A 25573-nucleotide genomic window follows, 5' to 3' on the forward strand; every position below is an offset into this window, starting at 1 on the left:
TCTCAGGCTCCGCACCGCATGTAGCGCAGCGTCTGGCCGTCGGCGATGCGGGTGAGCGCATTGCCGTTATCCTCAAGCGTCAGCGGGGTTTCCTGTTCCCACGTCTGCCCCTCGCCGGAGAAGGCGAGCGTCGCCTTGATCTCGGTGGGGGAAATGGTGGCGAGCTGCGTCACCGTGGCGCGCGATTCGTAGAAGGTCAGCCGATCCGGCTCGACCAGCATCAGGCCCTTGGCGTCGCCCTGGGTCGAGGTGCAATCGGCCGGCACCAGCCCCCAGCGGCCCTGAAAGGCCGCGGGGATGCGCCCGCCGACGACCGGCGTGCCCGGCGTCGGCGAGGCGGCTGGGTCGAGGGCGTTCACCGTGTTGAACAAGGCGCCCTCGTCATAGGACGCCTCGTTCTTCTGTTCCGGGGCGCAGGCCGTGAGCGCGGCGAGCGCCGCCAGTGCCAGCGTGCGTTTCATTCCTGCCCTCCCCCGGTTGCGACAAGCGTTCCTATTAGCCCATCGTCGGGATGACGAATGCGTTGCCGCCATCGGGCGAGCCATCGGGCCAGCGCTGCGTCACGGTTTTCACCTTGGTCCAGAACTTCACGCCTTCCAGCCCGTGCTGGTTGGTGTCGCCGAATGCCGAGCGCTTCCACCCGCCGAAGGTGTGATAGGCGACGGGCACCGGGATCGGCACGTTGATGCCCACCATCCCGACATTCACCCGCGCGGCGAATTCGCGCGCGGCATGGCCGTTGCGGGTGAAGATCGCCACGCCATTGCCATATTGATGATCGCTGGCGAGCTTGAGCGCCGCCTCGAAATCGCCCGCGCGGACGATCTGGAGCACGGGGCCGAAGATTTCCTCCTTATAGGCGGACATCTGCGGCGTGACGCGATCGAACAAGGTCGGGCCGATGAAGAAGCCTTCCTCATGCCCCTGCAGCTTGAAGCCGCGCCCGTCGACGACGAGTTCGGCGCCTTCGTCCACCCCGGTCTGGATCCAGTTTTCGATCCGCTGGAGGTGCTGCGCGGTGACGACGGGGCCGTAATGCGCATCCGCATCGGTGGAGACGCCGACGCGCAGCGCGTCGATCGCCGGAAGCAGCTTCTCGCGCAGCGCGTCCGCCGTCTTGTCGCCGACCGGCACGACCACCGGCAGCGCCATGCAGCGTTCGCCCGCCGAGCCGAACGCCGCGCCGGCAAGATCGGCCACCACCTGATCGAGATCGGCATCGGGCATGACGATACCGTGGTTCTTCGCCCCGCCCATCGCCTGCACGCGCTTGCCCGCGTCAACGCCGCGCCGATAGACGTAATGCGCGATATCGGATGAGCCGACGAAGCTGACGGCGGAGATCGCCGGATGATCGAGGATCGCGTCGACCATTTCCTTGTCGCCATGGACGACCTGGAAGATGCCCGCCGGCATCCCGGCTTCAAGGAACAGCTCCGCCAGCCGCACCGGCAATGAGGGATCGCGCTCCGACGGCTTCAGGATGAAGGCATTGCCGCACGCGGTGGCCACCGCGCCCATCCACAGCGGGATCATCGCCGGGAAGTTGAACGGGGTGATGCCAGCGACGACGCCGAGCGGCTGGCGCATCGAATATACATCAATGCCGGGGCCGGCGCCTTGCGTATATTCGCCCTTCAGGACATGCGGGATGCCGCACGCGAACTCCACCACTTCCAGCCCGCGCTGGATATCGCCGCGCGCGTCCGCCACGACCTTGCCGTGTTCGGAGGCGAGCAATTCGGCGAGGCCCTGGATGTTCGCCTCGACCAGTTCCTTGAAACGGAACATCACGCGCGCGCGGCGCTGCGGGTTGGTCGCGGCCCATGCCGGCTGCGCGGCCTGCGCGGCGGCGACCGCGCGATCGAGATCGGCCCCGGTGCCGAGCGCCACGCGCGCCTGCACCTTGCCGGTGTTGGGATCGAACACATCGCCCATGCGGCCCGCGCCGCCACCGGAATGGCCGGCAATGAGATGATCTATCACGCGCATGGGGAGGCTCTCCACGAATTGGTGTTTGATCGGCTTGTAGCCCTGCGGCAATTATGCACTCAACCCGCTTAATTTGCCGGTGGGTGGTGCATTTTTGCAGGATAACGGCGCCGGCGCGCTCCCCCGCCCCGCCTCCCATGCCAGTATTCTGAATGGGAGGCGGGGCGGGGGAGCGGGCCGGAGCAGCGACAAACAAGGCAACGACGATGCGGAACTGGGATGATCTGCGCATATTTCTCGCGGTGGCGCATAGCGGGCGAGTCGCCCCGGCGGCGCGCGCACTGGGAGTGGACGCCACCACCGTCGCGCGGCGGCTCGCGCGGCTGGAAGGCGCGATGGGCGCGGCGCTGTTCGAAACGGTGGCGGGCGAGCGGCGGCTGTCCGAGGCGGGGCAGGCGCTGCTCCAGCACGCCGAAACGATCGACGCGGCGATCTCCGCCGCGAGCGAGGGCGAGGTGGCGACGGGCGCCGCTGGGCATGTGCGGCTGAGCGTCGCGGAAGGGCTGGCGACGCATGTGCTGGCGCCGCGCGTGCCCGCTTTCGCCGCCGCCTATCCGCGCATCCGGCTCGATCTCATCACCGCGTCGGGCCTGCTCGATCCGTCGAAACGCGAGGCGGATATCGCGGTGATGCTGGCGCGCCCGCGCAACCGGCAATTGATCGCGGCGCGGCTGGTCGATTATCGCCTGCGATTATACGCCACGCCCGGCCATCTCGCGGCGGCGGGGATGCCCGAGACGGCGGCGGCGCTGGAGCGACATGTGCTGGCAAGCTATGTGCCCGAACATCTCCATGCGCCCGAACTCGATTATCTGTCCGAAGTGCACGACGGTCTGGTCGCGAGGCTGCGCAGCACGAGCATCAACGTCCAGCACGCGATGATCGCGGCGGGCGCGGCGATCGGCATCCTGCCCGATTTCATCGCCGCGGGCGACGCGCGGTTGGTGCCGGTGCTCCCGCATATCGTGCTGCACCGCGCCTTCTGGCTCGTCACCCATGCCGATGGACAGGCGACGCCACGGATTCAGGCGGTATCGTCATGGTTGCGCGAGGCGGTGGGGTAGCGCAGCCTCAGCCCAACCCGCCCAGCGCCTTCTGGCGGCGGCGCTGCACCGAGCTGCCGATCCCCAGCGCCTCGCGATATTTGGCGACGGTGCGGCGCGCGATATCGAAGCCGCGCGTGTTGAGCAGCTCGACCAAGGTGTCGTCGGACAGGATCTTCGCGCCCTCGTTCTGGATCAGCGCGCGGATCGCGGCCTTCACCGCCTCCGCCGACACCGCGTCGCCACCGTCCGCCGCCGCGATGCCTGAGGTGAAGAAATATTTCAGCTCGAACTGGCCGCGCGCGCAGCTCAGATATTTGTTCGAGGTGACGCGGCTGACGGTCGATTCGTGCATCTCGATCGCATCCGCCACCTGACGCAGGGTGAGCGGGCGAAGATGCGCCACGCCCTTCAGGAAGAACGCTTCCTGCTGCTTCACGATCTCGGTCGCGACGCGGATGATCGTGCGCTGCCGCTGATCGAGCGCCTTCACCAGCCAGTTGGCGCTGGCGAGACATTCGCTGAGCCACGCCTTCGATGCCTTGTTCTGCGCGCCTGCGGCCAGCTCCCCGTAATAGCGCCGGTTAATCAGCACGCGCGGCAGGGTGGAATTGTTGATCTCGATCGCCCAGCCGCCCTGCGTGCGGGTGATGAACAGATCGGGCACCACCGCGGGCGCCACATCGCCGCCATAGCGGCAGCCGGGCTTCGGATCATAACCGCGCAACTCGCGGATCATGTCCGCCATATCCTCGTCATCGACCTGGCAGATGCGCTTCAGGCGCGCGATCTCGCCGCGCGCGAGCAGATCGAGATGCTCGATCAGCCGCGCCATGCACGGATCGTAGCGATCCGCCTCCTTCGCCTGCAACGCGATGCACTCGGCAAGATCACGCGCGCCGACGCCGGTGGGGTCGAAGGTCTGGATCACCCCGAGCACCTGCTCGACCATCGCCAGCGGAACGCCGAGCCGGGTGGCGATTTCCAGCAGGTTCGCGGTGAGATAGCCCGCCTCGTCGATCAGATCTATCAGGTGCCGCGCGACGAGCAGGCTTGCGCCCGACAGCGCGTTGCCCGCCTGCGCGGACAGGTGATCGGCAAGGCTCGGCGGGTTTTCCGCGAAGGCATCGAGATCGGGGGCGTCGTCACCCGCGACGCTGCCGCCCGCGCCGCCCAGCCCCACCGTATCCACCGCCGCATCGTCGAAGCGTTCGGCGGCGATATCGACGTCGAGCGCCTCCCCCGCCGCCTCGCCCGCCATCACCAGTTCGTCGGCGCCCGCCGGCTCCTCACGCGGGGCGTCGGCGGGTTCGCGTTCGTTGACCGGCGCATTGTCGTCGGCCGGGCTGGTCGCTTCGAGCAGCGGGTTCTTCTCCAGCTCCTCCGCGATGACGCCTTCGATCTCCAGGTTGGATAGCGCCAGCAGCTTGATCGCCTGCTGGAGCTGCGGCGTCATCACCAGCGATTGCGACTGGCGCAGATCGAGGCGCGGCGCGAGCGACATTATTCGAGGTGCGGCACCGGCCCGCTTCCCCACCCGGCGTCCCACGGCATATCCTGAATGGGAGGCCGGGTGGGGGAGCGGGCCGGCGCCGCGCGCATGGCGAAGCCGGACCAGAACATCAGAGCGAGAAGCCCTCGCCGAGATAGAGGCGGCGGACGTTGGCGTCGGCGACCAGCTCCTCCGGAGAGCCGGTGAACAGCACGCGGCCATCGTAGATGATGTACGCGCGATCGACGATGTCGAGCGTTTCGCGCACGTTATGATCGGTAATCAGCACGCCGATATCGCGGCGCTTCAGATCCTTCACCAGATCGCGGATATCGGCGATCGAAATGGGGTCGATGCCGGCGAACGGCTCGTCGAGCAGCATGATCGTCGGATCGGCGGCCAGCGCGCGTGCGATCTCCGCGCGGCGGCGTTCGCCACCCGAGAGCGCCATCGCCGGCGCGGCGCGCAGCCGGGTTAGGCCGAATTCGTCGAGCAGCCTGTCGAGCCGCGCCCGCCGCGCCGCCGGATCGCGGATGCCGAGTTCCAGCACCGCCATGATGTTCTTCTCGATCGTCAGCCCGCGGAAGATCGAGGTTTCCTGCGGCAGATAGCCAAGGCCGAGGATCGCGCGGCGGTACATCGGCAATCCGGTGATATCCTGCCCATCGAGCATGATGCGCCCGGCATCGGGGTTCACCAGCCCCATCACCGAATAGAAACAGGTGGTCTTGCCCGCGCCGTTCGGGCCGAGCAGCCCGATCACTTCACCGCGCCCGACCGAGACGGACACGTCGCTCAGCACGACACGCTTGTCGTAGCTTTTGGCGATCGACACCACCTGCAGGCCATCGGCCAGCGGCGGTTCCGCGATCGTTTCGATCCGATCCAGGCTGGTCACGTCATCCATATTCGCGCCGACCTCGCAGTTTCTTGGTTGCCGCCCGTCGCATCGCCGCGTGACTGGCAGGATTCATGCATGGTTCTTTTGCCCGAGCCGGCATCGAGATGAAAGCCCCGTCCGCCCGTCAGTTCCTGCTTGCCGGCGCGGCGTTGTTCGCGCGTTTGGGGACGGAGAAGGTGCCGGTGACGCGGCCCGAAGGCGCGGTCGTCACGCTCCCGCCGGGCAGCGATCCGGATGCCTTGGGCGCGGTTGAGCCGTCGATCACCGCGCGCCCGGTATCGAGATTGAGCGTCAGCCGCCCGCCGTTGACGGTGTTCGACCCGCCTTGTTGCAGCGAGACATTGCCGACCATCGTGATGATGTGGCGATTGAGATCATATACCGCGAACTGGCTTTTCGCGACCTGGTCGGGCCGTTTGACGATCACGCCGCCCGCCGCGTCCAGCCGCGATACCTGTGGATTTCCGTCCACCACCTGCCCGGTATAGGCGACGGTCACGCGCTGCGCGTTCAAGGTCATTTCCGCCTGGCGAACCGCCACATTGCCGGTGAGCACCGCGCGGTTCGCCTTGTCCTGCAATTGAATCTGGTTCGCGCCGAAATCAATCGGCGCCGACGAATCGTGACGGGTCTGCGCCTGTGCCGTCGAAGCGACGAGGAGCAAAAGGAGGGCGAGGCGCTGCATGATCGCCGCTATTTCGTGCGTCTCGGCACGATGTGCAAGCGCGCGTTGCCGGTGAGCGTCACGGTATGCGTATCGAGATCGGCATCGAACCTGTCGGCGCTGAACGTGCCCTGCCGCACCGTGCCGGTCACCGGATTGTCGGATCGCATCCGGCGCGTCTTGAGGTCCACCGTCGCGTCGCGCGTATCGAGCGTGTAGCCATCCGGCCCGCGGAACGCGATCGGGCCGTCGACCGAAACCTGTTCGGTATCCATATTATAGCGCCCCTGGTTCGCGACGAGCGACGCGGGGCCGTCGGTCAGCCGGATATCGGCGGCGAGCTGCTGGAGCCGCACGACGGGTTCCGCAGAGCTTTTCTGGATCGCGGAGCCGGCGGTCAGCTCGAACGGCTGGCCCTTGCCATCCTCGCCGCGATAGCGCGCGGCCTGGATCTTCAGCCGTTCTTTCGCGACCTCCACCTTGTTCTTGTCGAGCACGAACGAAACGTCGCCGCCCGAGGTGAGCGGCGCCATCACCAGAAAGGCGGTGAGCACGCCGATCAACACCGGCAGAATCCAGTTCGCCGCGCCGACGATCCGATCGTGCGGGCTCCCCGGCGCCGCCCAGCGCTGACGCGCATCCAGCGCCGGGGCGGCCATGTCAGGCATGGGCGAAAATATCGGTCTCGGGCCAGCCGGCGAGATCCAGCTCGGCGCGGTGGGGAAGGAAATCGAAACAGGCCTGGGCGAGCGCCATCCGCCCCTCGCGCACGAGCCGGCGGTCGAACTCCTCCTTGAGCTGATGCAGGAAACGCACGTCGGACGCGGCATAATCCTTCTGCGCTTCGGACAATACCGGGCCGCCCCAGTCCGAGGATTGCTGCTGCTTGGAGATATCCTGCCCGAGCAATTCGCGCACCAGCTCCTTCAGCCCGTGGCGATCGGTGTAGGTGCGCACCAGCCGCGAGGCGATCTTGGTGCAATAGACCGGCGCCGCCACCACGCCCAGATAATGGCGAATCGCCGCGAGATCGAAGCGCGCGAAATGATAGAGCTTGAGCCGCGCGGGATCGGCGAGCACCGCGCGCAGATTGGGCGCGGCATAATCCGATCCGGGGGCGAAGCGAATCAGATGCTCGTCGCCGCCGCCGTCGGACAATTGCACCACGCACAGCCGGTCGCGCGGGGTGATGAGCCCCATCGTCTCGGTATCGACCGCGATCGAGGCGCCCGGCGCGAATACGTCTGAGGGGAGGTCTTCCTCGTGGAAATGAACGGTCATTGCGCCGCCCTAGCGGGCGAGCGACCATCGCTCAATGCCCCGCAAGGCGGCTGACAGCGCGGGAAAGGCACGAATCATCGGCTGGTGTGGCATTTGCGCGCGCCGGCACGCGGCGTTTTTTGTTGAGCGAAGCGCGTGCGAATCCGTGTTCGTCTAGGCACTTCTTGCGACAACCTGTGTTTAACGTGCGACAGTCTTGCAAGTATCGGCATGTTAAATGGCGTTCCGAATACGATTCTGTTCGCGGTTAGAACAAAGCTGGGCTATGGCGGCATCTGTGGCGCAAAAGGTTTGGTGCCCGAAGAGGTGTGGTTGCAATTCGCCGTCCGGCGCGCACCTCTTAACGGCGAAGTCGGGCGGATGGGAAGACGAACGGGTTTATGGGTTTCGACAAAGGTAACCGCGGACAACGTGGCGGGCGCGGCCGCGACAAGCGCGACAGTTTCGGCGGCGATGAGTCCGGCGGTGACTTCGGTGGCGGCTTCGGCGGCGGCTACGGTGGTGGTGGCTTCGGTGGCGGCGGCTTTGGCGGCGGCGGTGGTTTCCGCGGCGGCGGCGGCGGTTTCCGTGGCGGCGGTGGCGGCTTCGGCGGCGGCGGTGGTGGTTTCCGCGGCGGCGGCGGGATGCCCCCGCAGGTCGTTGGCGAAGGCACGGGCGTCGTAAAATTCTTCAACGCGCAGAAGGGCTTCGGCTTTGTCGTGCGCGATGATGGCGGCGAGGACGTGTTCGTTCACATCTCCGCCGTGGAGCAGGCCGGGCTGACGGGCCTTGCCGAGGGCCAGCCGCTTGGCTTCACCCTCGTCGATCGCGGCGGTCGCATCTCGGCCACCGAACTCAAGATCGACGGTGAGCCGATGCCGGTTCAGGAGCGCGCTCCGCGTGACGGCGGCTTCGATTCCGGGCGTGATGGCGGCTTCGGCGGCCCGCGCGGCGGCGGCGCCCCCCAGCGCCAGCTCACTGGCGAGAAGGCGACCGGCACGGTCAAGTTCTTCAACGCGATGAAGGGCTTCGGCTTCATTCAGCGCGATGACGGGCAGCCCGATGCGTTCGTCCACATTTCCGCGGTGGAACGCGCCGGCCTCGGCGGCCTGAACGAGGGCGATCGCCTGTCGTTCGAGATCGAGGTTGATCGTCGCGGCAAGTACGCGGCGGTGAACCTTCAGCAGTCGAGCTGATCGACGCTTTAATGATTGATGGCGGCCCGTCCGACTTCGCGTCGGGCGGGCCGCTTTCGTTTTGCCTGTGTGTCGCGCCGTCGGGCGTTATCGGTGTGGCCAGCAAAGGAAACGCTTGAGGTGACGATGCGCTGGTTCGCGCCTTTCCTGCTGGCGACATCCGGCGTGGCTGCCGCCGATACGCCGCCGCCCGCGCCCGCGCCCGTCATGCTGGAGCCGAGCGTCGTCGCGCGCTTCCCACATGATCCGCAGGCGTTCACCGAGGGCCTCGTGTGGCATCGCGGCCACCTTTACGAAAGCGTCGGGCTGGAGGGGCATTCGGATGTTCGCCGGGTCGATCTCGCGTCCGGGCGCGTGCTGGCGCGCGGCGCCATTCCCCCCGCCTTGTTCGGCGAGGGGCTGGCGGTGTGGAAGGATGGGCTGGTCAGCCTCACCTGGCATGGCGGAATCGCCTATCGCTGGAACGCGGCGACGCTGAAGCGCACCGGCGCCGCGCGTTATAGCGGCGAGGGCTGGGGGCTGACGACGCTCGGCGATTCGCTCGTCCGGTCGGACGGCACGGCGACGCTTACCGTCCACGATCCCCGGACGCTCGCGGTGCGCCGCCGGATCGCGGTGACGTTGAACGGCAAGCCGATCGACCGGCTGAACGAGCTTGAGGCCGTGGACGGTGCGATCCTCGCCAACGTCTGGCGCTCCCCCTATATCCTGCGCATCGACCCGGCGAGCGGCCGGGTGACCGCGATCGTCGATCTCCGCGCGATCGTCGCCGAAGTCGGCATTTCCGATGATATCGAGGCGGTTGCCAACGGCATCGCCTGGGATCCGGCGAAACGGCGGCTGTTCATCACCGGCAAGCGCTGGCCGACATTGTTCGAAATTCGCCTGCCCGCCGGATAGCCGCCCGATTTGCCTTTCGGTGGCGCGCGTTTATCCTTGTTCGCCATGAAGATGATCGGGCTGATCGGCGGGATGAGCTGGGAAAGCTCGGCGGAATATTATCGTCTGCTCAATCAGGGCGCGCGCGCCCGTTTCGGCCCGACCGCGTCGGCGCCGTGCCTGTTATGGTCGTTCGACTTCGCCGCGATCGAGCGGCTGCAACATCGCGGCGACTGGCCCGCGCTCGGCGAACTGCTCGGCGATGCGGCGGCGCGGCTGGAGCAGGCGGGGGCTGAACTGTTGCTGCTCTGCACCAATACCATGCATCGCGTGGCGGGCGCGGTGGAGCGCCGCGTGGGCGTGCCGTTGCTCCATATCGCCGATCCCACCGCCGCCGCGATCATTGCGCGCGGCTTCACGCGGGTCGGGCTGCTCGGCACCGCCTTCACGATGGAGCAGGATTTCTACGCCGGGCGCCTGCGCGATCGCCACGGGATCGACGTGCTGGTGCCGGGCGCGGAGGATCGCGCGACCGTCCACCGCATCATTTACGACGAACTCGTCGCCGGGATCATCCGCCCCGAATCCCGCGCCGCCTTTCGCGCGGTGATTTCACGGCTGGTGAGCGAGGGCGCGCAGGGGGTGATCCTTGGCTGCACCGAGATCATGCTGCTCGTCGGCGCGGATGACAGCCCGGTGCCGCTGTTCGATACCACGACGCTCCACGCCGAGGCGGCAATCCTCGCCGCGCTTTAGGGCGACCGAACAACACAAAGCGCCCGACACTTTCGCGCCGGGCTGAGGAGCGTCCGCAGGAGGAACGCCGGTGGGGGCGGGCGCGTGTCGCCCGCCCCGATCGGGTCAGTAATTGTAAGCCCGCTCGCCATGTTCGGCGATGTCGAGGCCCTCGCGCTCGACTTCGGCGGTCGGGCGCATTCCCCACAATCTGTCGACCGCGAAGAACAGCAGCGTCGCGCCGACGCCGGACCAGACGAGCGTGATCGCCACGCCCTGGGTCTGTATCCAGAGTTGCGTGAGCATATCGTAGCTGCCGGCGACCATCGCGCCGGGCTTGGTCGCGTAATCGGCGATGCCCTGCCCGCCGAGATAGGGCGCGTCGAGCACCGCCGTCAGGATCGCGCCGGTGATGCCGCCGATGCAATGGACGCCGAATACGTCGAGGCTGTCGTCATAGCCGAACTTCGATTTCACCGTGGAGACGAAGAAGAAGCACAGTGGCGACACGATCAGCCCCAGCACCACCGAACCCATCGGCCCGGCATAGCCCGAAGCCGGCGTCACCGCGACGAGCCCGGCGACAACGCCCGATGCCGCGCCGAGCAGCGAAGGCTTGCCGTGCACCGCCTGTTCGACGAGCAGCCACGAGAGGCCAGCCGCCGCGGTGGCGACGAAGGTGTTGATGAAGGCGACCGCGGTGACGCCGTTCGCCTCGAGGTTCGAGCCCGCGTTGAAGCCGAACCAGCCGACCCACAACAGCGAGGCGCCGATCATCGTCATGGTCAGCGAATGCGGCGTCATCGCCTCTTTCGGGAAGCCGATGCGCTTGCCGAGCAGGATGCACAGCACGAGGCCGGTGATCCCGGCGTTGATGTGAACCACGGTGCCGCCCGCGAAATCGAGCGCGCCCTTCTGGAACAGATAGCCCGCATCGGCATTCTGCGCCGCGAGCGCGCTCGCGCCCTTGAGCGCGGCGGCGGCCACCGCGTCGGGGCCACCCCAATACCACACCATATGCGCGATCGGGAAATAGATCAGCGTCACCCACAGCGCCGAAAACAGCATCAGCGGCGAGAAGCGCACCCGCTCCGCCACCGATCCGATGAACAGCGCGGGGGTGATGCACGCGAAGGTCATCTGGAAGCAGATATAGACATATTCGGGAATATAGACGCCGTTGGAAAAGGTCGCCGCGCGGCTATTGGCGTCGACACCGATCAGGAACGCCTTGGAAAGGCCGCCGAAAAAGGCGCTTCCGCCGGTAAACGCGATCGAATAACCGTAAGTGACCCAGATCACCGCGACCATGCACACGATCATCAGCACCTGGGTGAGCACGCTCAGCATGTTCTTGGTGCGCACCAGCCCGCCATAGAATAGCGCCAGCCCCGGCACGGACATCATCAGCACCAGCAACGACGAGACCAGCATCCACGCCGTATCCCCCTTGTCGACGGTGGGCGGTGGGATCGGCGAGGCGGTGGCGGCCACCGGCTGCGCCCAGGCCGGCGCGGCGGCGACCAGCCCCGCCACCAGCGCGAGACCGAGCAATCTGGTGCTTTGCTTCATCATAACCCCCTTCACAGCGCGGTATCGTCGGTTTCGCCGGTGCGGATGCGCACGGCGTGGCCCACATCGAGAACGAAGATCTTGCCGTCGCCGATGGCGCCGGTGTTGGCGGTGGTCTCGATCGTTTCGACCACACGATCGGCAAGCGAGGAGGGGCAGACCACCTCGATGCGGATCTTGGGCACCATGTTGGTGCTATATTCGGCCCCCCGGTAAATTTCGGTTTGCCCCTTTTGCCGGCCGAAGCCCTTGACCTCGGTGACGGTCATGCCGGTGACGCCGAGCGCGGTGAGCGCCTCGCGCACTTCTTCCAGCTTGAACGGTTTGATGATGGCAATGACGAGCTTCATTGCGCGTCCTTTCGGTTTACCCGAAGCAGCGCATCGCAACTGTCGTGCCAGATATGGAATGAACCGGATCAGCCGGCGGATCGCCGGTTTGCACCCGATCGGGCGACAAGTTTTTGTGCAGTTGCGAGGGAGTGCCCGAAAATCAGGCAGCGCCGACGATGCGCCTTGCCTCGTCGAGATCATCCTCGTCGATCATCACGCGCACCGGGATCAGCAGCCAGCTTCCATCGGCGATGCTCGCCCCCTGATCGAAGGCGATCGCGGGAATCCCCTCGCTCTCCAGCCTGCCGACGAGGATATTGGCGAGATTGCGGTCATAACGCCCGAGTTCGACGAGGCTCATGGCTTCACCGCCGGGATCACGGTCTGCACGCGCACCGGCAGGCCGTCGATGCTCCGGGTGCGCCCCGCGATCCGCGCCAGCCGCGCTGCGGGTTCCTGCTGCGCGTGATATTTGGCCAGCGTCTGCCGCTCCGCCTCCAGCGTCATGCGCGGGACACCCCAGCCGCATGAGGTCTGCACGCTTTCCACCGTGATGACGAACACCTGCCGCTGGCCGGGGAGCGGGGGGAAGTGCGCGGCGAGCGGCGCATAGCCGTCGTCGCCCGCCACCACGAACCGGCCCCGGCCATAGAGGCGCAGGATCAGCGCGGGGTTGTCGAAGGCGCAGAACATGATCGTGATCCGCCCGTCGGCGGCGAGATGCGCCTGCGTTTCATTCCCCGATCCGCCGAGATCGAGATAGGCGACCATATTCGCATCGAACACGCGAAACGTGTCCATCCCCTTGGGGCTGAGGTTGATCCGCGCATCCTGCGCGGCGGTGGCGACGAAGAACACCGGCTGCTTCGCGATGAACGCGCGATGCTCGTCGCTCAGCGCGGGGAAGAAATCGGCCATCGGCACCCTCGCTTGACGCGCATGATCCATGCGCATAACCTTTGCGTATGAAACATGACCCTATCGCGTCGGGCAAGCGCAAATCGGTCAATCTGTCGATCGACACCGGAATCGTGGCCGCCGCGCGCGAAGCGGGGCTGAACCTGTCGCAGATCAGCGAGGCCGCGCTGTGCGATGCCGCCCGCAAGGCGCAGGCGGAAAAGTGGCACGAAGAAAATAAGGCGTGGGTCGAGGCCAATAACGCATGGGTCGAACGAAACGGCCTCCCGCTTGAGAAATACCGCCTGTTCTGATGGCGAAGTTCGATGTCTATCCGGCGGAACACGGTTCCTATTGGCTGGACTGTCAGGCGGACCTGTTGCGGGGGCTGAATACCCGCTTCGTCGTGCCACTTCGCCCGGCGGAGGAGCACGCCGGGGGAGATGCGCGTCTCAATCCGGTTTTCGCGATCGCGGGCGAGCCGTTCGTCATGCTCACCCATTTCGCGGCCGCCGTGCCGGTTAGCGCGATGACGTTGCCGATCGCCTCTCTGGCGGCGCATGAATATGAAATCGGCGTAGCGCTGGATCGGCTGATCGGCGGCTATTAGGCCGCCGTCCCGCCGACCGTCAGCCCCTCCACCAGCACCGTCGGCTGGCCGACGCCGGCGGGAACGCTCTGCCCGCCCTTGCCGCACATGCCGACGCCCTCGTCGAGCGCGAAATCATTGCCGACGCCCAGCACCTTGGTCAGCACGGTCGGGCCGTCGCCGATCAGCGTCGCGCCCTTGATCGGCGCGCCGAGCCTGCCGTTCTCCACTTTATACGCCTCGGTGCAGGAGAAAACGAACTTGCCCGAAACGATATCGACCTGCCCGCCGCCGAACGATTTGGCGAAGATGCCGTTCTTCACGCGGGAAAGCAGCTCGGCGGGGTCGTCGTTCCCGGCCTTCATGAAGGTGTTGGTCATGCGCGGCATCGGCGCGTGGGCGAAGCTTTCGCGGCGCCCGTTGCCGGTGGGGGCGACCCCCATCAGCCGCGCGTTGAGGCGATCCTGCATATAGCCCTTGAGGAAGCCATCCTCGATCAGCACGGTTTCGCCGGTCGGCGTGCCCTCATCGTCGATCGACAGGCTGCCGCGCCGATCGGCGAGCGCGCCATCGTCCACCACCGTTACGCCACGCGCCGCGACCTGCTCGCCGATCCGCCCGGAGAAAGCGGAGGTGCCCTTGCGGTTGAAATCGCCCTCAAGCCCGTGCCCGATCGCCTCGTGCAGCAGCACGCCCGGCCAGCCCGGCCCGAGCAATACGGTGAACTCGCCCGCCGGCGCGTCGACCGATTCGAGATTGACCAAAGCCTGCGCCAGCGCCTCGTCTATCGCGCGGTTCCACGTCTTTTCGTCGAACAGCGATTCGTAGAGATAGCGCCCGCCGATCCCGAACGTCCCCGTTTCGCGCCGGCCATTCTGCTCCACGACGATCGACACGTTGAGGCGCACCAGCGGGCGGATATCGGTGGCGACGAAGCCATCGGGGCGGACGACCTCCACCACGCTCCACGTGCCCGACAGGCTGACCGAGACCTGCGCGACGCGCGGATCGCGCGCGCGCGCGGCGGCGTCGATCGTCTGGCACAGATTCACCTTGTCGGCGAACGGCACCAGATCGAGCGGATCGGCATCGGTATAAAGATGGCGATTGGTGCCCTGCGGCGGCGGCGCCTTGGCGTTTTGCGACGGGTCGATCAGCGCCATCGTCTGCGCCGCGCGCCGTATCGCGGCTTCCGAAAGCTCGTTGGCGTGCGCGAAAGCGGTCATCTCGCCGGAAACGGCGCGCAGGCCGAAGCCCGAATGCGTGTCGTAGCTCGCCGTCTTCAACCGGCCATCGTCGAACCCGAACGCTTCGGATTTGCGATATTGCAGATAGAGTTCGCCATCATCGGCGGCGCAAAGCGCATCGGCAGTGAGCCGCTTCGCGGCCTCCGGATCGAGCGTATCGCGATAGAGGAACGAGCGGGGATCGGTGGCGGTCATAGGCGCCTAGATAGGAGCGAAACGCGTCCCCGCAAAGCTTTCCCGTTCGCCATTCGACAGGCTCGGCACGAGCGGTGAGAGCGAGCCTATCGCCCCGCGCCGTCCCCGTGATCGGGCAGCGCCGACTGGTCCGCCCCGTCCGCCGGGCCGCCGGCGAGCACGAAGCGCCGGTCGCAATAACCGCAATCGGCATAGCCCGATTCGTCGATCTCCAGCCACACGCGCGGGTGGCCGAGCGCGGCGGGCAGGCCATCATGCGCGCCATCACAGGCGACGCGGCGGTGGGTAACGCGGGTGACTTCGGGTGGCGGCAACATAATATGCGCGATTAGCAAGGCGCGCGCGCGCTAGCAATCACCTGCGGCGCGCCGTAAATGCGCTGGCCATGACAGACGCCGCCATCGCCATCCGGGATCTTTCCAAAACCTATGCGGGCGGCAAGCGCGCGCTCGACGGCGTGACCTTCGATGTCCCGGCGGGGTCGATCTTCGGTCTGCTCGGACCGAACGGCGCGGGCAAATCGACGCTCATCAACATCCTTGCCGGGCTGGTGCGCAAAACCAGCGGCACCGCCGCGATCTGGGGCTTCGATATCGACGCGCATCCGCGCAACGCCAAGGCCTCGATCGGCATCGTCAATCAGGAAATCCTGTTCGATCCGTTCTTCACCCCGCTGGAGACGCTGGAGATTCAGGCCGGTCTCTACGGCGTGCCCAAGGCGCAGCGGCAATCAATGGAGCTGCTCCGCGCGGTTCACCTGGAGGACAAGGCGAACGCTTATGCCCGCACGCTATCGGGGGGCATGAAGCGCCGGCTGATGGTGGCGAAGGCGATGGTCCATTCGCCGCCGGTGCTGGTGCTCGACGAGCCGACCGCCGGCGTCGATATCGAGTTGCGCCAGCAATTGTGGAGCTACGTCCGCCGCCTGAACGACGAGGGCGTGACGGTGGTGCTGACCACCCATTATCTGGAGGAAGCCGAGGAGCTGTGCGATCGCATCGCGATCATCAACCACGGCCGGCTGATCGCCAATGAGCCGACCCGCGAACTGGTCGGCAAGGCGCAGGAAAAGATCGTGGCGGTGACGGTCGATCGCGATCTTGCCGAAGCGCCGCAGTCGCCGAGCTTCGGCAAGATCGCGCTGAAGGGCGATCGCACGCTGGAAATCACCTATCAGAAGGACAAGGTGAACGCGGGCGAGGTGCTGGCCGCCGTGCAGGGCGCGGGGCTCGGGATCGTCGATGTTTCCACCAAGGAGGCCGATCTGGAGGATGTGTTCCTCAATCTGACGCGGGCTGCCAACGCGTAGGGCTTGTCCTGCCCGTCACGCCTGCCGGGGCGGGCAGACTGACGGTGCTCGATATCGCCCGTCATCGTGATGGAGGGCGACCCTTCGGCTGACGTGGCTGGCGCGAACGCGGCGGGTTTCCTGTCAGCTTTCCGATTCCGCTGCCCTGGGGCGCCCCTTGAAGCCTTGCGCGACGACGAACCATTCGACGCTGCCCTTGCGGCTCGCCGGTGGCTTGGCGTGTTTCACGGTGGCGAAATGGCGCTTCATCTCCGCGACGAACGCTGAATCCGCGCCGCCCGCGAAGACCTTGGAAACGAAGGTGCCGCCCGGCGCCAGCACCTCGATCGCGAAGGCGAAGGCGGTTTCGGCCAGCGCCATGGTGCGCAGCGCGTCGGTTTGCGGATGCCCCACGGTGTTCGCGGCCATATCCGACAGCACGATATCGGGCGCGCCGCCCAGCGCCTCCATCAGCATCGCGGGCGCGGCATCGTCCATGAAATCATGCTGGAAGATCGTCACCCCGTCGATCGGATCGACCGGCAGCAGGTCTATCCCCACCACCGCTGCCTTGGGGGCCACCCGCCGCACCACCTGGCTCCAGCCCCCCGGCGCGATGCCAAGGTCGATCACGCGGCGCGCGCCCTTGAGCAGCCCGAATCGCTCGTCGAGTTCGGTCAGCTTGTACGCGGCGCGGCTGCGATAGCCCTCCGCCTTGGCGCGGCGGACATAGGGATCGTTGAGCTGGCGTTCGAGCCAGCGGGTCGATTGCGCGGTGCGGTTGCGCGCGGTGCGGACACGCTGATGCCCGACGGGGCCGCCCCGGCTCATCGGCCCGCCGCCATCAGCCGGCGCAATATGCCTTCGCGGATGCCGCGATCGGCCACGCCGATCCGCTCCGCCGGCCACAGATCGAGGATCGTCTCCAGGATCGCGCATCCGGCAACGACGAGATCGGCGCGTTCGCGCCCGATGCACGGCAGCGCGGCGCGCTCCGCGGGGGACATATGGGCAAGGCTGTTCGACACTTCGCGCATCGCATGGGCCGGCGCGATCAATCCGTCCACCGCTGATCGGTCATAACGATCAAGCCCGAGGTGGACCGAGGCGAGCGTCGTCACCGTGCCGGAGGTGCCGAGCAGCCGGCGATGCTCCCCGCCCGCCGGCAGCCGCTGCGCGAAGGGCGCGAAACTTTCGCGCACCAGCGCGCGCATCCGCTCATAGGTGGCGGCGCGCCCCGCCGCGCCCTCCTGCGCGGGGACGCTTTCGGTGAGCGATACGACGCCCCATGGCGCGGAATGCCAGTCGAGCACGGTGGGCACGGTGCTGGCGGTGTCGATCAGCACAAGCTCGGTCGATCCGCCGCCGATATCGAACACCAATGCCTTGCCCTCGCCCGGTTCGAGCAGGACATGGCAGCCAAGCACGGCGAGCCGCGCTTCCTCCTCGGCGGAGATGATATGGAGGTGGATGCCCGTCTCGGCGCGCACGCGGGCGATGAACTCCGCCCCGTTCGTCGCGCGGCGGCAGGCTTCGGTCGCGACCGAGCGGGCGAGCGCGACGTTGCGGCGCTTCAGCTTGTCGGCGCAGACCCGCAACGCGGCGAGCGTGCGCTCGATCGCCTCATCGGAAAGCCGGCCGCTGTTCGCCAGCCCCTCGCCCAGGCGCACGATGCGCGAAAAGGCATCGACCACCGCGAAGCCATCGCCTTGTGGCCGGGCGATCAACAGGCGACAATTGTTCGTGCCCAGATCGAGCGCCGCATAATGCCGCGCGAACCCGGCGCGTGGCCGCGCGGGAAGTGGCGCCGAACGGGCGGGGGCGGCTGGCCCCGGCCGGTACGGCAAATTGGCCGAAGCGTCGCCCATTGCCGTTACTTTCTATTCTGTTCTGCCGTCACGAACCCTGAGGGTTCGCCCGGTGCTTGGATATGGAGGCTACAGAATCATCGCGGGACGAGCAAGCCGGCCTTGACCCGCCTGCCAGTTCCGGCTTAGAGGCGCCTCCCGGTTGCCACACTGCCCTGTCGTCTAATGGTAAGACCACGGACTCTGACTCCGTTAATCGAGGTTCGAATCCTCGCGGGGCATCCAGGCTTCTGATCGTCGCGGCGTTGTTTCAGGCGATCGGCCAGCACCGTGAGCGCCGCTCCCAGCTTTAGCCGCCAGACCAGCTTTTGATCGCATTGCCGTGATCGGCGATTGCCGTGCCGGGTGGCGACAAGAATGCCGGTGGCCGAATCAAGGGCCGGCCACCGCCATGCGGCATCTGCTATTCGACGACGTGAAACCGATCGGCGACGGGCATACCGCCCATATAGGGCTTCACCCGCGCGAACAGCTCGGCGCCATAAGGCGCGGTGCGGTGCGCCTCGAACGCGGCTTCCGAGGCATAGATCTCGACGAGGCTGACCTGTTCGTCATGGCCGATCGAGGTGAACACGTCGCACCTGAGACAATCCGGCTCGTTGGCGCGGACGACCGCGATATTTTCCTGCAAGGCGGCGACCAGTTGGGCGCGCTGCCCCGGTTGCGCCTTGAACGATGCGATTACGCCGATCTTCATTATGCCACTCTCCTTATGCCGGCTTTCCGGCCGATATCGGTTCGCGCGGTTGCGCGGCGATTCTTCGATATCGAATAGTTTGGCGGATATCAGCTAAATCATCGGCACGGCTCGAAAGCGCCGCGCATATGGGTTGATGCCAAACTGAATGACGGCGCCGATGGCTCTTATGGGGTTGCGAAAAGGGGCGTCCCCGATGCAGAGGTGATCGAAATATGCGTCCGGGAGGTATTTTTGAGCAAGATTGATGAAAAGTTGCAGCCGGTTCTTGATGAGGTATTGCGCCGTAATGCCGGCGAGGCGGAATTTCACCAGGCGGTCCATGAGGTGCTTGAAAGCCTTGGCCGCGTCGTCGCCAAACATCCCGATTATGCCAGCCATGCGCTGATCGAGCGCATCTGCGAGCCCGAGCGCCAGATCATCTTCCGCGTGCCGTGGGTCGATGATGCCGGGCAGGTCCAGATCAATCGCGGTTTCCGTGTCCAGTTCAATTCGGCGCTTGGGCCGTACAAGGGCGGCATCCGTTTCCATCCGTCGGTCAACCTCGGGATCATCAAGTTCCTGGGATTCGAGCAGATTTTCAAGAACGCGCTGACCGGGATGCCGATCGGCGGCGGCAAGGGCGGTTCGGATTTCAATCCGCGCGGCAGATCCGATGGTGAGATCATGCGCTTCTGCCAGGCGTTCATGACCGAGTTGCAGCGCCACCTTGGCGAATATACCGACGTGCCCGCGGGCGACATCGGCGTCGGCGGGCGCGAGATCGGCTATATGTTCGGCCAGTACAAGCGCCTCACCAACCGCTATGAGGCGGGCGTGCTGACCGGCAAGGGGCTGGTTTACGGCGGCTCGCGTGCGCGCACCGAGGCGACCGGCTATGGCCTCGTCTATTTCGTCGAGAAGATGCTCGCCACCAAAAGCATGGCGTTCGACGGGCGCAAGGTCGTCGTGTCGGGATCGGGCAATGTCGCGATCTACGCGATCGACAAGGCGCAGCAGTTCGGCGGCAGGGTGATCGCCTGCTCCGATTCCAACGGCTATATCCTCGACGAGCGGGGAATCGACCTCGCGCTGCTGCGTGAAATCAAGGAAGTCCGCCGCGAACGTCTGGCGGAATATGCAGCGCTCAGGGGCGAGGGAGCGCATTATATCGAGAATGGCTCGATCTGGGACGTGCCGTGCGACATCGCGCTGCCGTGCGCGACGCAGAACGAACTGACCGGCAAGGATGCGCGCGTGCTCATCGCCAATAATGTGATCGCGGTGGGCGAGGGTGCCAACATGCCGTCGACCCCGGACGCGGTCGCGCTGTTCCAGCAGGCGGGCGTGATGTTCGCGCCCGGCAAGGCCGCCAATGCCGGCGGCGTCGCCACCTCCGCGCTGGAGATGCAGCAGAACGCATCGCGCGATAGCTGGTCGTTCGAGCAGACCGAAAACCGGCTCGCGCAGATCATGCGCGACATCCATGACAATTGCGCCGCCACGGCGGAGGAATATTCGTCGCCCGGCGATTATGTGCTGGGCGCGAATATCGCCGGCTTCGTCCGTGTCGCGGAGGCGATGCGTTCGCTTGGCGTGATCTGATCCGAAGGCGGCGGAACCCTGGTTTCCGGGTTCCGCCGCCTCGTATCGGGCGATCAGGCGATGCGCGAACGTACCAGCCGCTCAAGCACCGTGAGCGGCATCGCGCCCTTCAGCAGCACCGAATGGAACGTCTTGGGATCCCAGTTGGCGCCGGCCTTCGCCCGTGCCTCGTCGCGCAGCTTCACCCAGACGGTATGCCCGATCTTGTAGCTGCACGCCTGCCCCGGCCAGACGGTGTAGCGGTCGATCTCCCCCTGGCTGCGGCCGCGCGCGATGCCGGTGGTGGCGATCAGATAATCGGTCGCCTTCTCGCGGCTCCAGCGTTTGGCGTGCATCCCCGAATCGACCACCAGCCGCGTCGCGCGGAACAGCAGCGACTGGAGATAGCCGACCTGCCCGAGCGGATCGCCGTCGAACATCCCCATTTCATCGGCAAGCTGCTCCGAATAGAGCGCCCAGCCTTCCGAATAGCCGCTGAAGAAACTGCGTCGGCGGATCAGCGGAATATCCTGCGATTCGAGCGCGAGCATCACCTGCAAATGGTGCCCCGGCACCGCTTCATGGTGGGTAAGTGTGGCGAGGCCGAATTTCGGGCGATCGAACGTGTCGCGCAGGTTGATATAATAGATGCCCGGTCGTGAGCCATCGAGCGAGGCGTTCTGATAATAGCCGCCCGGCGCGCCGGCCTGGATCGACGGGGGCACGCGCCGCACCTCGACCGGGGCCTTGGGGAGCGTCGCGAATTGTTCGTGGAGACGCGGCTCCATCCGGCGGATCTGCGCATTGAGATCGGCGAGCAGCGCGGCGCGGCCCTCGTCGGTGTTCGGGAATAACTGATCGGGCCGCTCGTTGAGCGCGACGAGCCGGGCGCCGACGGTGCCCTGCGCCATGCCCTGCGCTTTCAGGATGCCGTCGATCCGCGCGCTGATCTCCGCCACCTGCTCCAGCCCGAGCTTGTGGATTTCGTCGCCGCTGAGCCGCGTGGTGGTCGCCGCTTCGGCGGCGGCGGCATAATAAGCGTCGCCATCGGGCAGCCGCCAGACGCCGGCCTCATGCGTCGCCTTGCCGCGCAGCGCACGCACCAGTTCGCGCTGGCGATCGAGCGCGGGGAACACCTTCTCCGCAACCAGCTTCGCGGCCTCGCCGGCCCGTGCGGCTGGCAGCCCCGCCTTTTGCAGCTTCGCGGCATAGCCGGTGACGAGATCGGTCTCCGCCGCCGGCTTGTCGCGCAGCGCGGCGAATTGCTTCAGCGTGGTGTCGAGGATGTAATCCGGCGCGAACACGCCCTTCGCCGCGTCGGCGCGCTGCTGCTCGGTTTCCTGATCGAGCACGGTGGCAAAGGCGCCGAGCCGCGCGAGATAGGCATCGGCATCGACGGCGTCGCCAACGCGATGCTGCGTGTCGAGAAAATCCGGGATGTCCTGATAGGCGCCGGTAAGCTGGCTCAGCCGATAAGGCGCGAAACGCCCGCTGTTGGCGCCATAGTGGAAGCGTTCCTGCCCGGCGATGCTGCCTTCGAGCTGATAGCAGACCACATCGAAATCGAGCCGCGCGTCTTCGCCAAGCTTTTTCGGGTCGATCGCGCGGATCGCGGCCAGCTCGCTTCTGGCGCGGGCGAGGCTGCGGGCGGCATCGGTGGCGCCGCGCCCCTCAAGCTGCGATTTCAGCGCGACATTCTTGCCCGTATCCAGCCCGAGGCGGGTGGCGCCTTCCGGGTTGCTGGTGAGCCGGTCCGCGAAGATCCGGTCGAGCAGCAGGCGCAGCTTGCCGTCTTCACCCGAACCGGCGGGGCGAGCTTGCGCATGAGCCATTGCCGGCAGCCCGGCGGCAACCGCCGCGACACTGGCGCGGCCAAGAAACGAACGACGATCCACTGAAAATTCCCCGGATTGTTTGATACACCGGGGTAACCGCGATCGACGGGGAGGCGCAATGCTCCCCGTCGTCATCGCGGGCTTGGCGTGAACGATGCCATGCCCGCGAAGTCGTATCCGGCTCAACTCTCGCTGGCATAAGCCTTGACGAGATCGAACAGGAAATCACGCCCGCGATAGACCCCGTCGACCAGCATCCGCTCATTGAGGCCATGCGCGCCGCTTTCTGGATCGTTATAAAGGCCCGGCGGCCCGTAGGACGGGATGCCGATCGTCTCCAGATAGATGCCGTCGGTGCCGCCGGTGGACATCACCGGCACCAGCGGGACGCCGGGATAATATTTGGCGACCAGCTTTTCCGCCGGCCCGACGATCTTCGGATCAAGTTTCGGCGGCACGGCGGCGGGGCGGATCGGCGGCACCAGCGTCACCTTCATCCGCGGATCGCCGATCGCCTTTTCCAGATCGGCGCGGATCGCCTCCACGTCATTGCCGGGGAAGATGCGGCAATTGATATTGGCGCCGGCGCGCTGCGGCAATGCGTTATTGGCATGGCCGCCGTCGAGCAGCGTGGCGACGCAGGTGGTGCGCAGCATCGAATGATAGGAACGATCCTTGTTGAGGATCGCGGCGGCGGCCTCATCCCCCGGATTCTTCGCGATCGCGACCATCGCCGCGCCGATCTCGTCCTTCCGCGATGCGCCGGATTTGGCGAAATAGGCGCGCGTCGTGTCGTTGAGCTGGGTCGGGAACTCATAAGCGCGGATCTTCACCAGCGCGTCGGCCAGCTCGTAGATCGCGTTATCGCGGATCGGGATCGAGCTGTGCCCGCCCGGATTCGTCGCCTCGATGCGATAATTCTGCACGATCTTCTCGCCCACGTGGAGCGTCATCACGATCGGCTTGCCATCCGGCCCGGCGCGCCCGCCGCCGCCCTCGTTCAGCGCGAATTCGGCGGCGATCAGTTCGGGCTTGTTCTTGGCCAGCCACTCCGCCCCGTCGAACGCGCCGGTCGTCTCCTCGCCGCAGGTGAGCGCGAGCTTCACCGTGCGCTTCGGCTTGTAGTTGCTCGCCTTGAAGCGCAGCAGCGTATCAATCCAGATCGCGTCCATCGCCTTCATGTCGGCGGTGCCGCGACCATAGAAAAAGCCGTTTTCCTCGATCATCTTATAGGGATCGCGGGTCCAGTCCTCGCGCTTGGCGGTCACCACGTCGATATGGCCGAGCAGCAGCATCGGCTTCGCCGTCTGCGACGTGCCCGGATAGACGATGACGACGCCGCCGTCCTTCGGGTGCTCCGGCACCGAGAAATAGGTGATCTGGCTGTCGGCGAAGCCCGCCGCCTTGAACCGCGCGCCGATCTTCGCGGCGAGCGCGGTGCAACTGCCGCTGGTGATGCTCGTGTCGGTTTCCACCAGTTCCTGGTAGAGCGCGCGGAACGCCTGCCGATCGGGCTGGAGCGCGGGCGTTTGCGCCTGTGCCATCGCGGTCTGCGCGAGCAGCAACGCGCCTGTGGTCAACGCCAGTGATTTCATATCGGTCCTCCCCGCTTTTCCTATGGATAGCGCAGCTATGCTGTCTTGTTGGCCGCGCCGCAATCGGGATGATCGGATTTCGGTGGCGGGCGATCGGCCCTAGGGCCGCCGTTCGCGCACGCTGGCACGGCCGGGCGCCGTGGTGCGGCGCGAGACATGCGGGCGGGGCGGCTCGGGAACGGCGGGGCGCGTCGTCCAGCCGAAATGCGGGAAGCTGATTGATCGCTTCCCGATCAGATCGACGCGCACCACGATCAGCCCCTTCTCCTCGATATAGTCGAGCATCCGCCGCGCCCGGCTTGGCGAGGCGGTGTCGTAGAGGATCGCGAGCGCCGCATTGTCGGGGCAATCATCCCCTGCGCGCGCCGCGCGCGCGAGCCCGAGGAACGGCGCGAGCATTTCCTCGGGCAGCGATTCGCCCAGCGCCAGCACGTCGGCCCAGTCCTCGTCCGGGCTCAGGCCGGCGCGCGCCACCGCGAACTGCCGGCGAAACCGATCGAGCGGCTCGTTCGCGGTAACGCCGCGCATCCGGCAGCGGACCTGATAATCCTGATATAATTGCGGCAACGGCATCCGCGCGCCCTCGCGCGCCATTTCCGCCATCACCGCCGCGCGCACCGCTTCCTGCTCGGCCTCGTCCAGTTCGGGCACGTCGGGCACCGGCGCCAGCGGGGCGAGCGCGTTCTGCATCAGGTCGGCGATCGACGGCGGCGCTGGTGCCGGCAGCGGCAGCGGAAGCATTTCCTCCGCATCCTCGGTGAACAGTCGGTCGCGCAGGCCATCGGCATCCGCGTCCGGCAACGGCATCAGCTTGGGGCTCACATTGCGGGCGAAGGTGGTGACGCTGCCGATGCGCACGCTGACCGGGCGACGCGAGATCGCCGGGCCGAGCGCGAGGAATTCGCCGCGCGCGAGATCGCGGATCTGATCGGCCTGGCGCCGCTCCATGCCGAGCAGATCGGCGGCGCGCGCCATGTCGATATCGAGGAAGGTTCGCCCCATCAGGAAGTTCGATGCCTCCGCCGCGACGTTCTTGGCGAGCTTGGCGAGGCGCTGGGTGGCGATCACCCCGGCCAGCCCGCGCTTGCGCCCGCGACACATCAGATTGGTCATCGCAGCAAGCGAGGCGCGGCGTGCTTCCTCGCCGACTTCGCCGGCGGCGGCGGGCGCGAAAAGCTGCGCTTCATCGACCACCACCAGGATAGGATACCATTGTTCGCGCGGCGCATCGAACAGCGCGGCGAGGAACGTCGCGGCGCAGCGCAACTGGTCGTCCACCTCCAGCCCGTCGAGATTGAGCACCACCGAGGCGCGATGCTCGCGCGCGCGCGCCGCCAGCCGCTCCACTTCGATCAGGCTGTATTGCGCGGCATCCACCGCGATATGGCTGAATGCGTCGGCAAGCGAGACGAAATCGCCCTCGGGGTCGATGACGACCTGCTGGACGAGCCCGGCGCTGCCTTCGAGCAGGCGCCGCAACAGATGCGATTTGCCCGAGCCTGAATTGCCCTGAACGAGCAGGCGCGTGGCGAGCAACTCCTCAAGGTCAAGCTCGACCGGCCGACCCGACCCGTCATATCCCATGTCGATCCTGGCGGTCATCGCCCAGCCGATGGCAATGCGCGGACTTCGGGGCAAGAGGATTGGTCGCGGACGGGGTCGCTTTTGTCGCGGCGGGGCGTCGATGTTCGTGACGCGCGACTACCCGGATCGGGTTTCCTCAAGATGCTCGG

General features: G+C 66.5%; 28 protein-coding genes and 1 tRNA gene. 9 read left to right on the forward strand and 20 right to left on the reverse strand.

Going from position 1 to position 25573, the window contains the following annotated elements; genetic code table 11:
- Positions 1 to 2: 2 nt before the first annotated feature.
- Together Q0316_RS03020 and Q0316_RS03025 are read right to left on the reverse strand one after the other, a co-directional pair.
- Entirely contained in the window at positions 3 to 461 is a 459-nt protein-coding gene (locus Q0316_RS03020; RefSeq protein WP_298669499.1) for a hypothetical protein, read from the reverse strand.
- 34 nt (positions 462 to 495) lie between these two features.
- A complete protein-coding gene (locus Q0316_RS03025) occupies positions 496 to 1992 on the reverse strand; it encodes a CoA-acylating methylmalonate-semialdehyde dehydrogenase (RefSeq protein ID WP_298669597.1) in 1497 nt (498 codons plus the stop codon).
- 206 nt (positions 1993 to 2198) lie between these two features.
- On the opposite strand from Q0316_RS03025, the gene Q0316_RS03030 reads away from it, so the two are divergent.
- Positions 2199 to 3056, forward strand: a complete 858-nt coding sequence (locus Q0316_RS03030; protein ID WP_298669501.1) for a LysR family transcriptional regulator — start codon at positions 2199 to 2201, stop codon at positions 3054 to 3056.
- 7 nt (positions 3057 to 3063) lie between these two features.
- Here the strand turns inward: Q0316_RS03030 and rpoN are convergent, their stop codons facing one another.
- The 5 genes from rpoN to Q0316_RS03055 form a co-directional block, all read right to left on the reverse strand.
- The gene (rpoN, locus tag Q0316_RS03035) at positions 3064 to 4539 is read right to left on the reverse strand and encodes an RNA polymerase factor sigma-54 (protein ID WP_298669506.1); all 1476 of its coding nucleotides are present in this window, start codon (positions 4537 to 4539) and stop codon (positions 3064 to 3066) included.
- A gap of 118 nt (positions 4540 to 4657) precedes the next feature.
- Entirely contained in the window at positions 4658 to 5434 is a 777-nt protein-coding gene (gene lptB, locus Q0316_RS03040; RefSeq protein WP_298669509.1) for an LPS export ABC transporter ATP-binding protein, read from the reverse strand.
- Between the two features lie 118 nt (positions 5435 to 5552).
- The gene (locus Q0316_RS03045; protein ID WP_298669514.1) at positions 5553 to 6113 is read right to left on the reverse strand and encodes an LptA/OstA family protein; all 561 of its coding nucleotides are present in this window, start codon (positions 6111 to 6113) and stop codon (positions 5553 to 5555) included.
- Positions 6114 to 6121: 8 nt separating this feature from the next.
- A complete protein-coding gene (gene lptC / locus Q0316_RS03050; RefSeq protein ID WP_298669517.1) occupies positions 6122 to 6760 on the reverse strand; it encodes an LPS export ABC transporter periplasmic protein LptC in 639 nt (212 codons plus the stop codon).
- Positions 6753 to 7373 carry a ribonuclease D gene (locus Q0316_RS03055; RefSeq protein ID WP_298669520.1) on the reverse strand — a complete coding sequence of 207 codons (621 nt, stop codon included), beginning with the start codon at positions 7371 to 7373 and terminating at the stop codon, positions 6753 to 6755. Before Q0316_RS03055 ends, lptC begins: the two co-directional genes overlap by 8 nt.
- 380 nt (positions 7374 to 7753) lie before the next feature.
- Here Q0316_RS03055 and Q0316_RS03060 point away from each other — a divergent pair, with 380 nt between their 5' ends.
- The 3 genes from Q0316_RS03060 (at position 7754) to Q0316_RS03070 (ending at position 10183) form a co-directional block, all read left to right on the forward strand.
- Positions 7754 to 8548: a cold-shock protein gene (locus Q0316_RS03060; RefSeq protein WP_298669522.1), complete on the forward strand. Its 795-nt coding sequence runs from the start codon at positions 7754 to 7756 to the stop codon at positions 8546 to 8548.
- A gap of 93 nt (positions 8549 to 8641) precedes the next feature.
- Positions 8642 to 9448 (forward strand): glutaminyl-peptide cyclotransferase, encoded by an 807-nt coding sequence (locus tag Q0316_RS03065; RefSeq protein WP_298669525.1) that lies wholly within the window; start codon positions 8642 to 8644, stop codon positions 9446 to 9448.
- A gap of 45 nt (positions 9449 to 9493) precedes the next feature.
- Positions 9494 to 10183, forward strand: a complete 690-nt coding sequence (locus tag Q0316_RS03070) for an aspartate/glutamate racemase family protein (protein ID WP_298669528.1) — start codon at positions 9494 to 9496, stop codon at positions 10181 to 10183.
- A 105-nt stretch (positions 10184 to 10288) separates the two neighbouring features.
- On the opposite strand, the gene Q0316_RS03075 is transcribed toward Q0316_RS03070, so the two are convergent.
- From Q0316_RS03075 to Q0316_RS03090, 4 genes are all read right to left on the reverse strand, one after another.
- Positions 10289 to 11734 carry an ammonium transporter gene (locus Q0316_RS03075; protein WP_298669531.1) on the reverse strand — a complete coding sequence of 482 codons (1446 nt, stop codon included), beginning with the start codon at positions 11732 to 11734 and terminating at the stop codon, positions 10289 to 10291.
- An 11-nt stretch (positions 11735 to 11745) separates the two neighbouring features.
- The gene (locus Q0316_RS03080; RefSeq protein WP_298669534.1) at positions 11746 to 12084 is read right to left on the reverse strand and encodes a P-II family nitrogen regulator; all 339 of its coding nucleotides are present in this window, start codon (positions 12082 to 12084) and stop codon (positions 11746 to 11748) included.
- Positions 12085 to 12226: 142 nt separating this feature from the next.
- A complete protein-coding gene (locus Q0316_RS03085) occupies positions 12227 to 12427 on the reverse strand; it encodes a DUF2007 domain-containing protein (protein ID WP_298669538.1) in 201 nt (66 codons plus the stop codon).
- Positions 12424 to 12984 (reverse strand): pyridoxamine 5'-phosphate oxidase family protein, encoded by a 561-nt coding sequence (locus tag Q0316_RS03090; protein WP_298669541.1) that lies wholly within the window; start codon positions 12982 to 12984, stop codon positions 12424 to 12426. The genes Q0316_RS03085 and Q0316_RS03090 overlap by 4 nt, the downstream gene beginning before the upstream one ends.
- 47 nt (positions 12985 to 13031) lie before the next feature.
- On the opposite strand from Q0316_RS03090, the gene Q0316_RS03095 reads away from it, so the two are divergent.
- Together Q0316_RS03095 and Q0316_RS03100 are read left to right on the forward strand one after the other, a co-directional pair.
- Positions 13032 to 13277 (forward strand): type II toxin-antitoxin system CcdA family antitoxin, encoded by a 246-nt coding sequence (locus tag Q0316_RS03095; protein ID WP_298669544.1) that lies wholly within the window; start codon positions 13032 to 13034, stop codon positions 13275 to 13277.
- The gene (locus tag Q0316_RS03100; protein WP_298669547.1) at positions 13277 to 13573 is read left to right on the forward strand and encodes a CcdB family protein; all 297 of its coding nucleotides are present in this window, start codon (positions 13277 to 13279) and stop codon (positions 13571 to 13573) included. Before Q0316_RS03095 ends, Q0316_RS03100 begins: the two co-directional genes overlap by 1 nt.
- Here the strand turns inward: Q0316_RS03100 and tldD are convergent.
- Both tldD and Q0316_RS03110 read right to left on the reverse strand, forming a co-directional pair.
- The gene (gene tldD / locus Q0316_RS03105) at positions 13570 to 14994 is read right to left on the reverse strand and encodes a metalloprotease TldD (RefSeq protein ID WP_298669550.1); all 1425 of its coding nucleotides are present in this window, start codon (positions 14992 to 14994) and stop codon (positions 13570 to 13572) included. The genes Q0316_RS03100 and tldD overlap by 4 nt on opposite strands.
- An 86-nt stretch (positions 14995 to 15080) precedes the next feature.
- The gene (locus Q0316_RS03110) at positions 15081 to 15311 is read right to left on the reverse strand and encodes a zinc-finger domain-containing protein (protein WP_298669552.1); all 231 of its coding nucleotides are present in this window, start codon (positions 15309 to 15311) and stop codon (positions 15081 to 15083) included.
- Positions 15312 to 15379: 68 nt separating this feature from the next.
- On the opposite strand from Q0316_RS03110, the gene Q0316_RS03115 reads away from it, so the two are divergent.
- The gene (locus tag Q0316_RS03115) at positions 15380 to 16303 is read left to right on the forward strand and encodes an ABC transporter ATP-binding protein (protein ID WP_298669555.1); all 924 of its coding nucleotides are present in this window, start codon (positions 15380 to 15382) and stop codon (positions 16301 to 16303) included.
- 123 nt (positions 16304 to 16426) lie between these two features.
- Here the strand turns inward: Q0316_RS03115 and Q0316_RS03120 are convergent, their stop codons facing one another.
- Positions 16427 to 17113 (reverse strand): RlmE family RNA methyltransferase, encoded by a 687-nt coding sequence (locus Q0316_RS03120; RefSeq protein ID WP_298669558.1) that lies wholly within the window; start codon positions 17111 to 17113, stop codon positions 16427 to 16429.
- A complete protein-coding gene (locus Q0316_RS03125) occupies positions 17110 to 18150 on the reverse strand; it encodes a Ppx/GppA phosphatase family protein (RefSeq protein ID WP_298669561.1) in 1041 nt (346 codons plus the stop codon). The genes Q0316_RS03120 and Q0316_RS03125 overlap by 4 nt, the downstream gene beginning before the upstream one ends.
- A gap of 151 nt (positions 18151 to 18301) precedes the next feature.
- Here Q0316_RS03125 and Q0316_RS03130 point away from each other — a divergent pair.
- Positions 18302 to 18375: transfer RNA gene (locus tag Q0316_RS03130), tRNA-Gln, on the forward strand.
- Positions 18376 to 18553: 178 nt separating this feature from the next.
- Here the strand turns inward: Q0316_RS03130 and Q0316_RS03135 are convergent.
- Both Q0316_RS03135 and Q0316_RS03140 read right to left on the reverse strand, forming a co-directional pair.
- Positions 18554 to 18847, reverse strand: a complete 294-nt coding sequence (locus Q0316_RS03135; RefSeq protein WP_298669565.1) for a putative quinol monooxygenase — start codon at positions 18845 to 18847, stop codon at positions 18554 to 18556.
- 93 nt (positions 18848 to 18940) lie between these two features.
- Positions 18941 to 19171 carry a hypothetical protein gene (locus Q0316_RS03140; protein ID WP_298669600.1) on the reverse strand — a complete coding sequence of 77 codons (231 nt, stop codon included), beginning with the start codon at positions 19169 to 19171 and terminating at the stop codon, positions 18941 to 18943.
- On the opposite strand from Q0316_RS03140, the gene gdhA reads away from it, so the two are divergent.
- Positions 19082 to 20431 carry an NADP-specific glutamate dehydrogenase gene (gene gdhA, locus Q0316_RS03145; RefSeq protein WP_298669567.1) on the forward strand — a complete coding sequence of 450 codons (1350 nt, stop codon included), beginning with the start codon at positions 19082 to 19084 and terminating at the stop codon, positions 20429 to 20431. The two genes, Q0316_RS03140 and gdhA, sit on opposite strands and share 90 nt — an antisense overlap.
- Before the next feature lie 53 nt (positions 20432 to 20484).
- Here the strand turns inward: gdhA and Q0316_RS03150 are convergent, their stop codons facing one another.
- The 3 genes from Q0316_RS03150 to Q0316_RS03160 all read right to left on the reverse strand — a co-directional run bounded on the left by Q0316_RS03150 (position 20485) and on the right by Q0316_RS03160 (position 25442).
- Complete coding sequence (locus tag Q0316_RS03150; protein ID WP_298669570.1) at positions 20485 to 22305, reverse strand: DUF885 family protein; 1821 nt, start codon at positions 22303 to 22305, stop codon at positions 20485 to 20487.
- A 122-nt stretch (positions 22306 to 22427) separates the two neighbouring features.
- Complete coding sequence (locus tag Q0316_RS03155) at positions 22428 to 23840, reverse strand: M20/M25/M40 family metallo-hydrolase (RefSeq protein ID WP_298669573.1); 1413 nt, start codon at positions 23838 to 23840, stop codon at positions 22428 to 22430.
- Between the two features lie 99 nt (positions 23841 to 23939).
- Positions 23940 to 25442, reverse strand: coding sequence for an ATP-binding protein (locus tag Q0316_RS03160; protein ID WP_298669576.1), 1503 nt, complete (start codon positions 25440 to 25442; stop codon positions 23940 to 23942).
- Positions 25443 to 25573 lie beyond the last annotated feature (131 nt).

The sequence above is a fragment of the uncultured Sphingomonas sp. genome (assembly GCF_937871615.1).
Lineage (GTDB): Bacteria > Pseudomonadota > Alphaproteobacteria > Sphingomonadales > Sphingomonadaceae > Sphingomonas.

Bases quoted from the DNA above. Each gene is read 5' to 3' on its own strand.
- Q0316_RS03020 (WP_298669499.1), bottom strand. From the start codon at position 461: ATGAAACGCACGCTGGCACTGGCGGCGCTCGCCGCGCTCACGGCCTGC.
- Q0316_RS03025 (WP_298669597.1), bottom strand. From the start codon at position 1,992: ATGCGCGTGATAGATCATCTCATTGCCGGCCATTCCGGTGGCGGCGCG.
- Q0316_RS03030 (WP_298669501.1), top strand. From the start codon at position 2,199: ATGCGGAACTGGGATGATCTGCGCATATTTCTCGCGGTGGCGCATAGC.
- rpoN (WP_298669506.1), bottom strand. From the start codon at position 4,539: ATGTCGCTCGCGCCGCGCCTCGATCTGCGCCAGTCGCAATCGCTGGTG.
- lptB (WP_298669509.1), bottom strand. From the start codon at position 5,434: ATGGATGACGTGACCAGCCTGGATCGGATCGAAACGATCGCGGAACCG.
- Q0316_RS03045 (WP_298669514.1), bottom strand. From the start codon at position 6,113: ATGCAGCGCCTCGCCCTCCTTTTGCTCCTCGTCGCTTCGACGGCACAG.
- lptC (WP_298669517.1), bottom strand. From the start codon at position 6,760: ATGCCTGACATGGCCGCCCCGGCGCTGGATGCGCGTCAGCGCTGGGCG.
- Q0316_RS03055 (WP_298669520.1), bottom strand. From the start codon at position 7,373: ATGACCGTTCATTTCCACGAGGAAGACCTCCCCTCAGACGTATTCGCG.
- Q0316_RS03060 (WP_298669522.1), top strand. From the start codon at position 7,754: ATGGGTTTCGACAAAGGTAACCGCGGACAACGTGGCGGGCGCGGCCGC.
- Q0316_RS03070 (WP_298669528.1), top strand. From the start codon at position 9,494: ATGAAGATGATCGGGCTGATCGGCGGGATGAGCTGGGAAAGCTCGGCG.
- Q0316_RS03075 (WP_298669531.1), bottom strand. From the start codon at position 11,734: ATGAAGCAAAGCACCAGATTGCTCGGTCTCGCGCTGGTGGCGGGGCTG.
- Q0316_RS03080 (WP_298669534.1), bottom strand. From the start codon at position 12,084: ATGAAGCTCGTCATTGCCATCATCAAACCGTTCAAGCTGGAAGAAGTG.
- Q0316_RS03085 (WP_298669538.1), bottom strand. From the start codon at position 12,427: ATGAGCCTCGTCGAACTCGGGCGTTATGACCGCAATCTCGCCAATATC.
- Q0316_RS03090 (WP_298669541.1), bottom strand. From the start codon at position 12,984: ATGGCCGATTTCTTCCCCGCGCTGAGCGACGAGCATCGCGCGTTCATC.
- Q0316_RS03095 (WP_298669544.1), top strand. From the start codon at position 13,032: ATGAAACATGACCCTATCGCGTCGGGCAAGCGCAAATCGGTCAATCTG.
- Q0316_RS03100 (WP_298669547.1), top strand. From the start codon at position 13,277: ATGGCGAAGTTCGATGTCTATCCGGCGGAACACGGTTCCTATTGGCTG.
- tldD (WP_298669550.1), bottom strand. From the start codon at position 14,994: ATGACCGCCACCGATCCCCGCTCGTTCCTCTATCGCGATACGCTCGAT.
- Q0316_RS03110 (WP_298669552.1), bottom strand. From the start codon at position 15,311: ATGTTGCCGCCACCCGAAGTCACCCGCGTTACCCACCGCCGCGTCGCC.
- Q0316_RS03115 (WP_298669555.1), top strand. From the start codon at position 15,380: ATGACAGACGCCGCCATCGCCATCCGGGATCTTTCCAAAACCTATGCG.
- Q0316_RS03120 (WP_298669558.1), bottom strand. From the start codon at position 17,113: ATGAGCCGGGGCGGCCCCGTCGGGCATCAGCGTGTCCGCACCGCGCGC.
- Q0316_RS03125 (WP_298669561.1), bottom strand. From the start codon at position 18,150: ATGGGCGACGCTTCGGCCAATTTGCCGTACCGGCCGGGGCCAGCCGCC.
- Q0316_RS03135 (WP_298669565.1), bottom strand. From the start codon at position 18,847: ATGAAGATCGGCGTAATCGCATCGTTCAAGGCGCAACCGGGGCAGCGC.
- Q0316_RS03140 (WP_298669600.1), bottom strand. From the start codon at position 19,171: ATGGACCGCCTGGTGAAATTCCGCCTCGCCGGCATTACGGCGCAATAC.
- Q0316_RS03155 (WP_298669573.1), bottom strand. From the start codon at position 23,840: ATGAAATCACTGGCGTTGACCACAGGCGCGTTGCTGCTCGCGCAGACC.
- Q0316_RS03160 (WP_298669576.1), bottom strand. From the start codon at position 25,442: ATGACCGCCAGGATCGACATGGGATATGACGGGTCGGGTCGGCCGGTC.